General features: G+C 62.2%; 14 protein-coding genes. 5 read left to right on the forward strand and 9 right to left on the reverse strand.

What is annotated here, in order from left to right; translation table 11 throughout:
• Nucleotides 1-335: 335 nt before the first annotated feature.
• Both ACIBCN_RS18970 and ACIBCN_RS18975 read right to left on the reverse strand, forming a co-directional pair.
• A complete protein-coding gene (locus ACIBCN_RS18970) occupies nt 336-896 on the reverse strand; it encodes a hypothetical protein (protein ID WP_396992867.1) in 561 nt (186 codons plus the stop codon).
• Between the two features lie 439 nt (nt 897-1,335).
• Entirely contained in the window at nt 1,336-1,536 is a 201-nt protein-coding gene (locus tag ACIBCN_RS18975) for a hypothetical protein (protein ID WP_396992868.1), read from the reverse strand.
• Nucleotides 1,537-1,616: 80 nt separating this feature from the next.
• On the opposite strand from ACIBCN_RS18975, the gene ACIBCN_RS18980 reads away from it, so the two are divergent.
• The gene (locus tag ACIBCN_RS18980; protein WP_396992869.1) at nt 1,617-2,483 is read left to right on the forward strand and encodes a glycosyltransferase family 2 protein; all 867 of its coding nucleotides are present in this window, start codon (nt 1,617-1,619) and stop codon (nt 2,481-2,483) included.
• On the opposite strand, the gene ACIBCN_RS18985 is transcribed toward ACIBCN_RS18980, so the two are convergent.
• The 6 genes from ACIBCN_RS18985 to ACIBCN_RS19010 all read right to left on the reverse strand — a co-directional run bounded on the left by ACIBCN_RS18985 (nt 2,484) and on the right by ACIBCN_RS19010 (nt 6,748).
• Complete coding sequence (locus ACIBCN_RS18985) at nt 2,484-3,269, reverse strand: class I SAM-dependent methyltransferase (RefSeq protein ID WP_396992870.1); 786 nt, start codon at nt 3,267-3,269, stop codon at nt 2,484-2,486.
• Entirely contained in the window at nt 3,269-4,210 is a 942-nt protein-coding gene (locus ACIBCN_RS18990; RefSeq protein ID WP_396992871.1) for a dTDP-glucose 4,6-dehydratase, read from the reverse strand. The genes ACIBCN_RS18985 and ACIBCN_RS18990 overlap by 1 nt, the downstream gene beginning before the upstream one ends.
• Nucleotides 4,207-5,427, reverse strand: a complete 1,221-nt coding sequence (locus tag ACIBCN_RS18995; protein WP_396992872.1) for a radical SAM protein — start codon at nt 5,425-5,427, stop codon at nt 4,207-4,209. The genes ACIBCN_RS18990 and ACIBCN_RS18995 overlap by 4 nt, the downstream gene beginning before the upstream one ends.
• Entirely contained in the window at nt 5,361-6,194 is an 834-nt protein-coding gene (locus tag ACIBCN_RS19000) for a sugar phosphate nucleotidyltransferase (RefSeq protein WP_396992873.1), read from the reverse strand. The genes ACIBCN_RS18995 and ACIBCN_RS19000 overlap by 67 nt, the downstream gene beginning before the upstream one ends.
• A gap of 29 nt (nt 6,195-6,223) precedes the next feature.
• Nucleotides 6,224-6,517 carry a hypothetical protein gene (locus ACIBCN_RS19005; RefSeq protein WP_396992874.1) on the reverse strand — a complete coding sequence of 98 codons (294 nt, stop codon included), beginning with the start codon at nt 6,515-6,517 and terminating at the stop codon, nt 6,224-6,226.
• 81 nt (nt 6,518-6,598) lie between these two features.
• Nucleotides 6,599-6,748: a hypothetical protein gene (locus ACIBCN_RS19010; protein WP_396992875.1), complete on the reverse strand. Its 150-nt coding sequence runs from the start codon at nt 6,746-6,748 to the stop codon at nt 6,599-6,601.
• Between the two features lie 320 nt (nt 6,749-7,068).
• On the opposite strand from ACIBCN_RS19010, the gene ACIBCN_RS19015 reads away from it, so the two are divergent.
• The 3 genes from ACIBCN_RS19015 to ACIBCN_RS19025 all read left to right on the forward strand — a co-directional run bounded on the left by ACIBCN_RS19015 (nt 7,069) and on the right by ACIBCN_RS19025 (nt 9,422).
• Nucleotides 7,069-8,451, forward strand: coding sequence for a hypothetical protein (locus tag ACIBCN_RS19015; RefSeq protein ID WP_396992876.1), 1,383 nt, complete (start codon nt 7,069-7,071; stop codon nt 8,449-8,451).
• The gene (locus ACIBCN_RS19020) at nt 8,448-8,999 is read left to right on the forward strand and encodes a GNAT family N-acetyltransferase (protein ID WP_396992877.1); all 552 of its coding nucleotides are present in this window, start codon (nt 8,448-8,450) and stop codon (nt 8,997-8,999) included. The genes ACIBCN_RS19015 and ACIBCN_RS19020 overlap by 4 nt, the downstream gene beginning before the upstream one ends.
• Before the next feature lie 147 nt (nt 9,000-9,146).
• Entirely contained in the window at nt 9,147-9,422 is a 276-nt protein-coding gene (locus ACIBCN_RS19025) for a hypothetical protein (RefSeq protein WP_396992879.1), read from the forward strand.
• A gap of 4 nt (nt 9,423-9,426) precedes the next feature.
• Here ACIBCN_RS19025 and ACIBCN_RS19030 read toward each other — a convergent pair whose 3' ends face one another.
• Nucleotides 9,427-9,603 (reverse strand): hypothetical protein, encoded by a 177-nt coding sequence (locus ACIBCN_RS19030; RefSeq protein WP_396992880.1) that lies wholly within the window; start codon nt 9,601-9,603, stop codon nt 9,427-9,429.
• Nucleotides 9,604-10,012: 409 nt separating this feature from the next.
• On the opposite strand from ACIBCN_RS19030, the gene ACIBCN_RS19035 reads away from it, so the two are divergent.
• Nucleotides 10,013-12,907 carry a hypothetical protein gene (locus ACIBCN_RS19035; RefSeq protein ID WP_396992881.1) on the forward strand — a complete coding sequence of 965 codons (2,895 nt, stop codon included), beginning with the start codon at nt 10,013-10,015 and terminating at the stop codon, nt 12,905-12,907.
• Nucleotides 12,908-12,913 lie beyond the last annotated feature (6 nt).

Here is a 12,913-nt window from a genome sequence, read left to right on the forward strand (position 1 = left end):
CGGTGTGGGAAGTCAGCGGGTCTAGGTCGTGGCGGGCATTCCGCACTGCGCGACGGGGCGGCGCAGGGATGCGGAGTTGTGGTTGGACCTCTGGCCCAGCGGTTTGCCGCCATTGCCGACGCGGCGGCGGTGGTAGTGCGCCTGGTACCGCGCCATGTCCTCGGAACACGGGTCGCATTGGCAGCCCCACCCGGTATAGATCGAGTAATGGCCATGCTTGGGTGCGCCTGGATGGAAGCGTCGGCCATTGTCACCGAGCACGCATTGAGCGCGACGAGTCGACACCGAGACCTGACTGCCTACGTGGCCCCGGCCGGACGGAGACTTGCTGTCGCTCATAGGATTTCCTCCGGCGACGAGGGCGCAGCAGCCAGCGCCAGCACATCGGTCAGTGCCATCACCTGGTCGCGAATCATGGCCGCCACCTCAGCGACCCCGTCGATGCCTTTCTGACGGTCGAACCGACCATGCGGATCTGCCGTCGCGACGGTGACACCGGGCGGCAGAGGTTGGCGTGCTTGGGCTGCCTTCTTCGCGGCTTCCTCGACCGTCTTCTTCCACTGCGCAGTAAGTTGCGGCACATGCTCGATGACCTCGTCGGGCGTCACCTTGAAGGTATCGACGAGCCAGGCAGCGACGACAGCAATATCGACGATGGCGACGGTGGTATTGCCCGGCATGACCGAGACCTGGCCGAGACGGATCGGGTTGCCGTCGGCATCGCGCCGATGAGAGGTGACGACTCGCCGTTCCCCACTGAGGTGGCGTCCAGCGAATGTAGTTTTGCTGGAATCGAATACGGCTTTCGCAGCGTCGGCCAAGATCCCGGCCACCGCGATCCGCATCGAGAGGTCGTCTGCGAGTTCGACGCGGCGGTCCGGCACCGGGATCACCACGCGGCGAGGCACGTGGCCATACCGATCCCGGCGAGCCCGGCCATGCCCACGAGACCGATCACGGCCACCGCGATCCCGCTGATGACAATGGCACCGGATAGCCCACCCAGGGCGCGCTGCCGCTGGCGAGTCCAATACGGAGGGGCCGTGTGACGGCGAAAGGGTGCACGGCCGGGAGCGGCACGGTGGCGGGGATGACATGTCGAGCGCGGGAATGTAGTATTAGCGCGCACCGATGTCATGATTGGCTTCATTAGCGTGGGCCTTCTTCTCGACATGGGTATTCGAAAGCCCGACCTGATTTCGCTGCTGGCGTAGGGAAATAGCGAGGTCGGGCTTTCGTCATTCTTGCGGAATCTATCCCGGGACATCCACCGGTCGGCGCGTCATTGCGGACGATTCGGCCAGTCCAGGACTTCCAATATCAGACCCTAATGCCCTATTTGATGGAACGCAACCAAAAGGAAATAGTCTGCAAATAGACGCCTTTACTTTCCGGATCGGCAATACATTGCCCGGCAATCAGTGATTCAGGCGTCACAGGAATCGGTATTGGTGCTGCCGAATCGGAATCCGGTCTATTGGCGTGATCTGGCAATGGCGTGACGTACTCGTCGCCTGCCGCCGGGGAAGCAGACATCGGGGCTCCGTCGTCAGCCACGGCACCGAGATGAAGTTCAGCGGTATGCCTGCCGGGTTCAGGATGATAAGTTCTCCGGCATGTCTCGCCGCGATGAGAAGTCCGTCGGCCTTGTCCTGGTCACCTACGGAAGCGCCGACGACCTACCTCCGTTTCTGGAGTCGTTGCCCGCGGCCGTCGAGCCGCTCGCACTCGAGGTAGTCGGCGTCGATAACGCATCTACTGACGAGAGCGTGGAGATACTCGAGAAGTTCGGTGCGCGCGTGGTCTGTAACCGTGAGAACGTCGGTCTCACCCGCGCAATCAACCAGGGCGCCGCCGAGCTGGATACCGAGTGGCTGTTGATCGCGAATCCAGACACCCGGCTGAATCCTGGCGCTATCGCCGCGCTGGTGGAGACAGCACGGTCCGACGACCAGATTGGATTGATCGGTCCGCGGGTGTCTCGACTCGACGGCTCGCCTTACCCGACGGGGCGTCGGTTCCCGTCCATCGGCATCGGGGTCGCACACGCGATCCTCGGGTCGGTATGGCCGGCCAACCCAGCGACGCGTGCCTACTTCGGGAATCCGGTGATGTCGGTCAGCGATGTGGACTGGATCTCGGGATGCTGCATGTTGTTCCGCCGCACGGCTTTTGATGCCGTCGGCGGATACGACGAGCGGTACTTCATGTACTTCGAGGAAACCAAGATCGCCCTGGACATGCACCGCGCCGGGTACCGCGTAGTGCTCGACCCGACAGTCGAGATCCGGCATCGCGAGGGCGGCAGCACGCGGCACGCGCCGTTCCGCAAGGTGCGCAACCATCACCGCAGCGCCTTGCGGTTCTACATCGACTACAACCGCAAGTCGCCATGGATCTTGTTCACCCCGTTGGTAGCGGCCGGTTTGGTCGTGCGCGGCGGGCTGTCGGTACTGCGGACCGCGCTGGCGCGCGGCCGTTAGTCATGCAATGGTCGAAGCGACTGCTACAGCGACCCGCTTGGGTTCGATGATGTAGCCGTCGCGTTGATCTTCCCGCGCCCACTCGGTGACCTGTCGGAATATCTTGACCTGCTCAACCGTGGTGGGCGCGTGATCCCAGATAGGGATGTTCGCGGCGAAGTAGGTCGGGTACTCGTCGACAGGTATGCGTAGCTCACCATCGAGGAAGTCGACACTCACCGACTCCCAGTACTCGAGAAGGGTCTGTTCGAGATTCTCAGCGTTGACACGCGAAGTCGTGAATCCTGGTAGGCCCCAACCGAAGTCACGGTGGATCCGCTGACGATAGTCGGCTGTATGTGGGTAGGCATGCAACGAGTTCGCGGTCGCGATGTAGGTGCCTGGTTCGTGCATTACTCGTTGTGCCTCGCGCATGGCGTCCGGTAGGTCGGTGATGTGGCTCAGCGTGTGGACGCAAGTGATGGCGTCGAAGGTGTCGTCCGGAAACGGCAGATACTCGGCGTCGCCTGCGGCGTACCGCTTGCGTGGGGTGTCGGCGATTGACGGGCGAACGAGATCGAGGCCGAAGAGTCGGCCTGCGTGCCCCATCTGAGCGAAGGCCTCGATCAGATGGCCGGTGCCGCAACCGATGTCGAGGAGGTCGATGTCGTTGGGGATCCCGGTGCGGGCCATGATGGCCGCGGGCAGGTCGATCGGGATGCTGCTGTAGCGAGCGTGGAAATCAATCTTGGTCTCCAGCACGCTTCCATCCATGTAGACGTCGCGGAACTGCCGCTTGTCCTTCATCACTTCCACCATCCTGGGTGATCGATCATCCAATCCACCGTGTCCTTGAGGCCGGTCTCAAAATCGGTCGCCGGAAGCCATCCGAGTTCGCGGCGCGCCTTGTCGTTGCTGGTTGTGTATCGGTAGTCATGGCCGGGTCGATCATCGACGAACGAGACCGCCTCGGAGGCAGGTACTTCCAGCTGATCGGCGATTCGACCGACAACGTCGAGTGTGGTCAGCTCACGGTCGCCACCGATCAGGTACGACTCGCCACCAACACCATGATCGAGTGCGGCGATGAGACCAGCTGCGGCATCAGTAACGTGCAGCCAGGTCCGGGACTGCCGGCCGGTGCCGTAGACGCGGGCGGGCTCACCGCGCAGCAGACGCGTCACGGTGACCGGTATCAGCTTCTCGGGGTATTGCCAGCGCCCGTAGAGGTTCGAGCAGTGGCAGATCACTGCGTCCAGGCCGTGGGTGACGGTATAGGCGCGTACGAGGTGATCAGCTGCGGCTTTCGTTGCCGCGTAGGGGTTTCGGGGGCGATAGGGCGTCGATTCGGTGAAGGGTTCGTTGGTGGCCTCTCCGAACACTTCGTCGGTGGAGACGTGAAGCAGTCGCCGCGCGCCGAGGGTCCGCAATGTCCGTAGCAGCACCGCGGTGCCGGTGATGTTGGTTTCGACGAACAGCTCGTCGTCGACGATCGACGCGTCGACGAATGTCTCGGCGGCGAGGTGCACGACTGCCTCGCAGTCGGCAACCAGGTGGGTAACCAGCTCTGCGTCGAGCACGCTGCCCTGCACGAACCGGACGCGCTGCGAAGTCGGAAGGGCTTGCGGCGCTGCGGTGTGCCGACAGTTGTCGAGCACGGTTATCGAGGTGACGTGACGCACGCGCAGCAGTTGGTCGATGAGGTGCACGCCCACGAATCCGAGTCCGCCGGTGACAAGGACTCTCATGTCGGAACCTCAGTCATATCCGGTGCGAGATCGAAGTAGTCGTTGTCGTCGAGCACGTGTACCTGGTGAGTGCGAGTGTTGAACAGCAGGGGGAATCCGTCTTGCTCCTCGCGCAGTCGATAGCGACTAGGACTCCGCCGGATCGCGAGCCCCAGTTCACCGACGTCAACCCCCAAGGCGGACGGCACTGGGATGTCCCTGGCGAACTCCTGCACGGGTGCGGCAGGCGCACCGCGCTCTACCGCGCCGACGTCGTGCATGTCGGTCAGAATCAGCGGTGCGTCGGCGCCGATGCGGAACTTTCTGGCGACTTCCTCGGTGCGTGTGAACGCCGAAACCTGTTGTGCCGGTGTGCGAAGGATCTGTGACAGCGGAAGCTCGTTGAGGTTTCCGATGCTCTCGTCGGTGCGCCAGGTGCGCCCCCATGCGCGAATCTGGGTGCGCACGTCGCCGTCCGGTCGCACTATCCGGTGCCAGCCTTTCCAGTTCTCGGTGAACTGGTGGATTCCCATCGTCCGGGTCTCCAGCGGGTGAATGAGTTCATCGTTGAACAGCAACGCGATCTCGGGGACCTCGGCGGCGACCTGCTCGACCATTGCGTGCACCTCGGCGAACTGCTGTGCGCTGAGCCCGCGATAGTTCCTGATGGCATGGCCTGCGGTGCAGACCGGCGTCAGGTGGTGGGCGGAGACACCTTCCTCGGCAAGCAGACGGGTCAGTTGCGGCCACCCGGTGTGATTGGTCGAATCAACCACCGAGATGACCGCGAGGTTGTCGTTGACCTTGCGCAGCGCGCGGATACCGCGGAGCACGCGCTCGTATGCTCCGCCACCGCGGTTGCGGTCGTGAACTTCACCGATGCCGTCGAGGCTCACACAGATCCGTGACAGGTTGGCAGATTCCATCGCTCGTAAGACTCGCGGCGGTGTTGCCATGGCGTTGGTGATCAACAGCAGGCTCGCGAATTCCAGTCGCGTCGATTGCTCGAGCAGCGGGACAAGGCCCGGCCACAAAGTGGGCTCTCCGCCAGTGACAGTGATCTCGAAAGTTCGGAGCTGGTCTGCTGTTTCGAGCAGATCAGGGATCACAGCGGGATCGATCTCCGGACCGCGATAGTCAGGGCCTGAAGAGGAGTGGCAGTACCAGCAACTCAGCTGACAACGCCTGGTTGTGTCGAGGTTGATCCGAATCGGCGCGGACGGGTGGGTGAGGTCCATGACGGGGTCTCCTGTTGCTCGGGCACGGAATGGTTGAAACCTCGGCGGAGCGCAAACAGCTCCGCCTCACGCAGGAAGGCGGGGGAAACCGCAGCGTCGAACCAGCGGCCGCACAGGCGGTCGAACGTCAGCTGGCCTGTCCGCATGAATCCGCGGACTATGTCCATCGCTTCGCGCTCACCGCGTGCGTTCGGGCGCACTGCACTCACCGACCGGAACAGGGTCTCGGAGTCGAACAGCATTAGCCCGGCGCACACTGTGTTCGCGGTGGGCTCGGCGGGCTTGTCGATGATGTCGGTGACCCGCCCGTCGTGCACTGCGGCGACGCTGAAGTGGTGTGGGGCAGTGGATTCGGCCACGGTGATCATGCATGGGGCGGGGTCGGCGACGAACCGATGCACTGTCGATCGTGGTGTGACTTCGAACAGGTTGTCACCCCATAACGTCGCGACGAAGGGCTGCTCGACGCTGTCTGCGCACCGTTGCAGGGCATCCGCGGTGCCCAGGGGCCGAGGTTGAACGACGTAGGTGATCGACAATCGTGGCGCGACGTTCACGAACAGTCGCTGGAAGTAGGTTGCGTCTTCAGGTGTCACGACAGCGGTGATGGTTTCGATGTCGCAGCGGCGCAACAGTTCTAGGCCGTATTCGGCCATTGGACGGCCACCGATAGGGATGAGGTGCTTGTTGCCGGTGTAGGCCGGGCGCAGACGGCTCCCGCTGCCTCCTAGCAGCAGGATTCCGTGCACGTGATTCTGGTTAGGCACGTGGATATCTCCTTGGTGATCAGGCTGGATTAGGGCTCGGAGCGCGGCACGGTGCCGTAGGGCGTCACGAGTTCGCACGCCAGGCTGACCGCTCGCACAGCGCCGCCGAAATGGTCGAAGTCGGGCGTGAGGATCGCCGTCGCGCCGAGCTTGTGCACCGTCTCCACGACCAGCGTTGTGGGCATGTAGGTGTCAGGCTTGATCGTGAGAAGTCCCGCGAAGTCGTAGCCGCCTTTGCTGACCAGGTCAGCGATGACTTGCTCATCCCGCTTCCTGTCGTCGGTGGTGTCGAGGCGCAGTAGTCCGATAGCTTTGGGCTGCAAGGGTTTTCCCTTCATCGAGGGCTGTGGAGCTACGACCGATGTGCGTTGCTCGAAGGTCGAGTCATCACCGGTTTTCAGCCCCTACTGCGACGCTCGTTGTTCGTCGGCGAGTTTGCGCTGGATGTCGGCGACGCTCGGGCCGTGGCGCCTATCCGGCCAGAGGACAACGACGACAGTGAAGGCCATCCCCAGCCCAGCGGCGAATGCGAAAATCCACAGAATCGCGGCCATAACTCACTCCGAATCCCACTGATCGGTGACGCTCGGCGACATATGCATGTCTGTGCCTCCCGGTAGGGCACACCGACGCCGGACCGACCGAGCGAATCCAATATCCGCCAGCCGGCTTCGCGTACCCGAGAAGGGGGATCGCCTGTGCGCCCGGCGTCGGGTGCTGTATTTCAGGTTCCGCCCGTGCGGTACCTGCGGTGAAGGCCGTTCCGACGCCCTTTTGAGGGAGGTTTGAGGGAGATCAACTGCGGAACGACCACGTGGCCGACCTGCCGGTGCGATGATTTCGATAGAGGTTGCCGAGCAAGGACCACGGACCATTGCCTGAACCGAACCATCAGTTGCGCGAGGCGCGCACCCGAACCCGTTCCCACACGACCGGGCATGAATTGCAACGCCCAGAACTCGCCGATCTGGTCAATGCCTGGATCTACCGCGACAACGGGAACGTGGTTGAACTGTCCGGCAACTACATCGGCAAACTTGAGCGCGGCGTTCATCGCTGGCCCAGCGAACATGTTCGTGCCGGACTTCGTGCCGTACTTGGTGCGGTCACCGACGCCGAGCTTGGATTTCGTCCCGTGCGACGAACCACGTCTCTCACTAGCATGGGGCCGGAGACCGATTCGCCGACGCTGCTCCAGTCGGCGGGGAAAGAGGTTGACGACGTGCTACGCCGCACTTTCCTTCTCAGCGCGACAGCCGCCGGAGTCGGCACAATGCTCGGCTTGGAGTCGGCGCGCCACGGCCTGAACCGGGCCGTGACAGACGGGGCCTCAGCCGATTTGGCGGATTGGTACGAAGTAGTTCGCGAGTACGGCGATGTACACGTGGCCTACACATCCACCGAGCTCCGCGAACTACTGCTGGTCGATATCCTGAACCTTCAAATGGCACTGAGCCTTTCGACAGATCCCGGCCACCGGCGTGAGCTGTACAAGGTCGGGGCGCTCCTGAGCCACTACATGGCGCAAGCAGTCGGCGACATCGGACAGCGACGCGACGCGACGCGTTGGTGGAGAACAGCCCACATGACTGCCGACTCCTCCAGAGACATGCACATCATGATGTACATCCGCGGGCGCAAGGCCATCCGAGCCATCTACGACGGCCAGCCACCGCAGGTAATCATCGACGAAATCAGTAAATCCGATGAACTGATCAAGCAGGGACCGGTCATCGGTCGGCCCAGTCTCGTCGCTGCCCGTGCGCAAACAATGGCGCTGATGGGCCGGGCCGATGAAGCCGAATCCTCCCTGATCGAATTGCGAGATACCTTCTCCGCGTTACCATCTGACATGACCGGCGACCACAGCTGGCACTGCTGGGCCTATCCCGAGGAACGGCTCAGATTCGCCGAGAGCTTCGTTTACTCCCACCTCGGCGACGTCCGGTCCGCCGAGAAAGCGCAGCAGGCGGCACTCGCGCTCTACCCGCCAAGCAGCCTACGAGGACCGATCCAGATCCACCTGCAGCACGCTCTGTGCCTGGTGCGCAGCGGCGACCACGACGACGGCGCCAGCCGCGCCACCGAGACCCTCGCGAGCCTGCCTAGCGACTACCGAACGAGATTCGTGATGGGCCTCGGTGAACAAGTGCTAGCCGCCGTACCACGGGACCACCGGCATCACCCCGCAGTGAAAGACCTGCACGAAGTACTGCGCGATGACGCCGAGCATTCACGAAAGGCAATCGAAGCGTGAGCACCGACGAGACGGCCCTCAAAGTCGTCCGCTACAACGCGGCGGAGACACTGCTGCACGAAGACGACATCAAGACGGTCTACCTCGCCTCACACCAGCCCCAGCAGGACAACCCGTGGTACAGCCCGGCGAAGTTCTGGGAACGACTCGAAGAGCTATACGCACCGATCCCCGATTTCGAGCTCGTCGCCGGGTGGTGCGACGGCCAAATGGCCGGCTACGCCTTCGGCACTTCGTACCGGCGACCGAAGGAAGTCAGAGCCAAAGCAGTCCAAGTCTTCCCGGAGCTCGCTGCCGAAACTGCGGACGCGCCGGTCTACATCTTCCGAGAGTTCTCCGTGCACCCCGACCATCAGGGTCAGGGCTATGCACGGATCATCCACGACGCGCTCCTGTCCGAACGTCCCGAACGGCTCGCATACCTGCTTGTACGAGTCGAGAACCCGGCCAAGTCGATCTATGAATCATGGGGGTGGCAAGCGATCGGACAAGCTCAACCCTTTGCCGATTCGCCGGTGATGGATGAGATGGCAAAACGGCTGGCCTGACAAGCTAATCGATCATGTCTACGCTATTTGTTCAGTGCAGGCCCGGTGTCTGACCGCCGACAACAGCTGTTAATCGGAGGTCGAGAAGTGGCCTGAATTGCCGTCGAGATTCGAACATGAGTTCGAACTAGGCGGTATGGTCGAAGTATGACCAGCGTGCTCTACACCGTCGACGGCCGAGTAGTGCCGCCGCGCGAACTGGTGCGCACCGCGAACGGCTGGGCCGAGCCTGTGCCCGTGCGCTGCCCCGCCGGTCACCCGCTCCGTAGCGGCCGCACGCTGGTCGGCTGGATCCCCTGCCTCGCTCCAGGCCGGACCGGACACCGAACTCACCAGTGCGAATGCCGACAGATCGTCTGCACGCCAGAACCCGACGACGCGTGCAGTTGCCAGCTGGGACAGGTCAATGGACGCAAGGTTTGAGCAGCTAGTAACCGTCGTCGTCGACGCCATAAAGCCCGGCAGCGACGTCACCGCCGCAGAAGTCCACCGCGCCGTCTGCTCCGAGATGAAGTCGCCGCCATCCCTCGACCGTGTCGAAGGCATACTGGAAGTGTTGCGCAAGGAAGACCTGCGGTACCAGCCCGGCGAAGTCGGGTGGCATGTCGTGGCGAGCTCCGGGACCTCGAGCACCTGGCCGATTCGGCGCGGGCACACGACACACCGCCACCGCCCTGTAGGGTTCTCAGTTCCCGCGTCATCTCACGAAGCCGTGACCTGGTGGTTTGCGACTCGTCTCACGAGCCCCGCGAAGCGCTTTGTCTCACGAACCGCTGCATTTCCCTACGACCCGCCACCAATGCGAGGTGGTCATCGTCGGCGAAGACACCTCACCCTCACCTGCACTCCATTTCTGGAAGAGCCACAAATCGGGTAGCCGACTACGCTAGCTGCACTCTGGTGACCAGCGAGACGATAGCGTTCAGCCAGGCCACAGCATGTTCGCTCGCTATGATTCGCAGTAGCTTCCGCCGGGCGTGTTCGACCGGCGGGCTAAGCGAAAGGACACGGGGATGATCCTCGCCAGCGATTTGGAGAAGTACATCGGCATCCTGCCGTACGACAGCGAGATGTTCGGCGTGTATCAATCCTTGCTTGGCTGGAAGTCCAAGCACATCGAGCAACGCTTCGCCAGCGGCCTGAATGCCGACAAGTCGCAGGCTCTGCATCGCATCACCAGCACGTTGAATCCACAGGTCGAAGTCAACTTCGCGAGCAAATGCGAGGTGGAGTTCACAATTCACCCGGCTGTGCTGACCGGTGGCGACCTGCGTACGTTCGACAGCTATCTGATGACCGAGCTTGCTCGGGACCTGCCGTCGTTCGGCGAATATAGCCCCGAGGTGTGGCGTGATCACGTGAGTCTCGACCGGATACGCGAGATGGTCGAGACAGCTGTCGATGAGATCATCCGCGAACATTGGCATCGCGTGTGCCGCGAGTCGTTTGAGACGCGACAGCTTACGTCGCAACAGGTCGACACGATGATGCGCGCCTCGTTTGTTGAACAGCTTCGGTACGAGTCTGCCGTAGCCGGCACCTTGATCCATCTCGTCGCCAACGAGCAGTGGGGGCAGCTGAAGAACCTGTTCTACGTCGACAAGGACGCGACACTGACCGCTCTCGGTCTGACGAATGTCCTTACCGCGAGCTCCGCGAAGGAAGCCTACCTCGATATCAACACACTCGACCCGACGCTACGCGAGCACCTTCAGGCGGTGGGACTCTCGCCGATCAGCGTGGTGCATTTGTACCGTCAGTACTTCTTCGAGTTCGCCTCGTTCCTTGGCTCTCCCGTCGGTCATGTGTGGCTCAGCCCGGGATCGCAGGTTGAGTTGATCGAGGTCAGCACGCGCCGTCGCTACGTCGAACAAGTCCTGGAGGAGGAGACCCAGGTTCTGACCCGACGCGAAACCGAGACCATGGAGAACGACGAGTTGTCCGACGCGGTTCGCGAGGACAACCGCAATGACATCGGCTTCGGCGCGACCGGCGACGTGCATCAGGGCTGGGTGGGCGGTGATGCCAACGCATCGGTGAGTTTCGACATGAAGACTACTCAGGGCAAGGCCCGCGAGGTCACTCACAAGAGGATGCGCCAGCAATCCGAGAAGCTGACGAGCGAGATCCGTAAGAGCGTCAAGTCCACGTTCCGCACGATCACCGAGACTACCGATACCTCGAGCAAGCGATACATGCTGAACAACACCACCGGGGACCTTGTGAACTACGAGATGCGGCGCAAGATGCGTCAGGTGGGTGTGCAGGTGCAGGACGTCGGCACTTACCTTTGCTGGCAGACTTACGTCGACGACGCTGGCCGCGATCTGGGGCTCGGCGAACTTTTGCATATCGCCAAACAGCCCGATCTCGGATCATTGCGCGCCCCGGACGAACTACCGATGCTCAAGCCCTATACGACGCAAAGGCCGCTATCGGTGCCGTTTAAACAGACCTCCGAGGATGAAGGAGATAAGGACGAGGGCTACCGCAACGGCGTGGAGGTCGACTCCGACTTCAACGAGGGCGACCTTGAGAAGGTCCAGTACAAATTCACCTTCGAGGCCTCCTGTGACCGCGCCAACTACGTCCTACAGAACGTAGCGATCGACCCCAACGGCGAGTCGGTCGAAATCGACCCCGAAGCGATCAACATCCAAGGCAGCGGAACGAAGTGGACCTTCGACGTCGTCCTGAAGTTCGTCAACTTCCGCGGCAAGGACGCGGTCAACATCGGTGCCACCCTCTATTGGTCGCCGGTAGAAGCGGCGAACACCGATGTCGCCAACGAAAACAAATCGAGGCTCGACAAATATGACGCGCTGATCCGCGCCGCCTATGAAAAGGAGTTCATCGAGTCTGCCCGCGAGCGAGTCACGCTGGCGTCGAAGATCAAGCAGCGTCCCTATAGCGAGCTGCGTGAAGAGGAACGCATCGTCGTGTACCGCGCGCTAATCCAGGGCCTGCTGACCAGGGGTGTTCCCCAGCCAGATGACCGTTCCCGGCACGTCGTGGCCGAGTTGATCAACGCAATCTTCGACGTCGAGAAAATGCTGTACTTCGTATCACCCGAGTGGTGGCGCCCGCGATTGCACCATAGCCACCAAGAGCTCGGAAAGCTTAAGGCGCCGCCGGTCAATAATCCCAACTCGCCGCAGCTCAAGAAGGTCGCCGCGATATCTCCGGCAGCGGCCGCGGTCGCGCTTGCGATCCCCAAGTTCGCCGCCGTTGTAGAGGCGGCGGAGGTCGCTGCGGCTAAACCCAACCCGCTCCTCGCCAACGACACAGTCGGTTGGGGCGGAATCAGCAGTTGGCGCGGCGACAACTACTACATCACTGAGAGCTCCGCCCCTGCACGCCTGGGGTCATCGCTGGGCTGGCTGATGCAACTGGACGGGGACAACCTACGAAACGCGTTCCTCAATGCGCCCTGGGTCAAGGCTGTGCTGCCGATCCGGCCGGGAATGGAGGAAGCCGCGTTGAACTGGCTCGTCAAGATCGAGGGAACGAACGGCATTGGCGATGAAGACGTCTATCACACCAATAATCCGGCCGAAGTCGACATCGACGGAAATCCCCTCGACGGGCAGAAGATGCTGGACGTACTCCACGATCTGGCCCGGCAGGTGGAAGCCAAGCATGCAGCGGCGATTATCAGCGGCAAGTACCCGAAGGTCGACCAGACCGGACCGGCAAACCCCGTGCTTGTCGACAACGCCAATACCGTAACGGCGACTCCTGTTGAACGGGTTTACGAGCACGGCTTCTACCCCCTGGTCGGTGGTTTCCGAAACAACGTCGGCAACCAACTCTACGAGACGGTCGATCAGTGGGTCGAGATCCTGCCCACCGACCAGGTGGTGCCGGTCGAAGTTCGTTACGACCCGAAGACTGGACAGCTGCTGTAACTATGA

This window comes from Nocardia sp. NPDC051052, from assembly GCF_044456045.1.
Lineage (GTDB): Bacteria > Actinomycetota > Actinomycetes > Mycobacteriales > Mycobacteriaceae > Nocardia.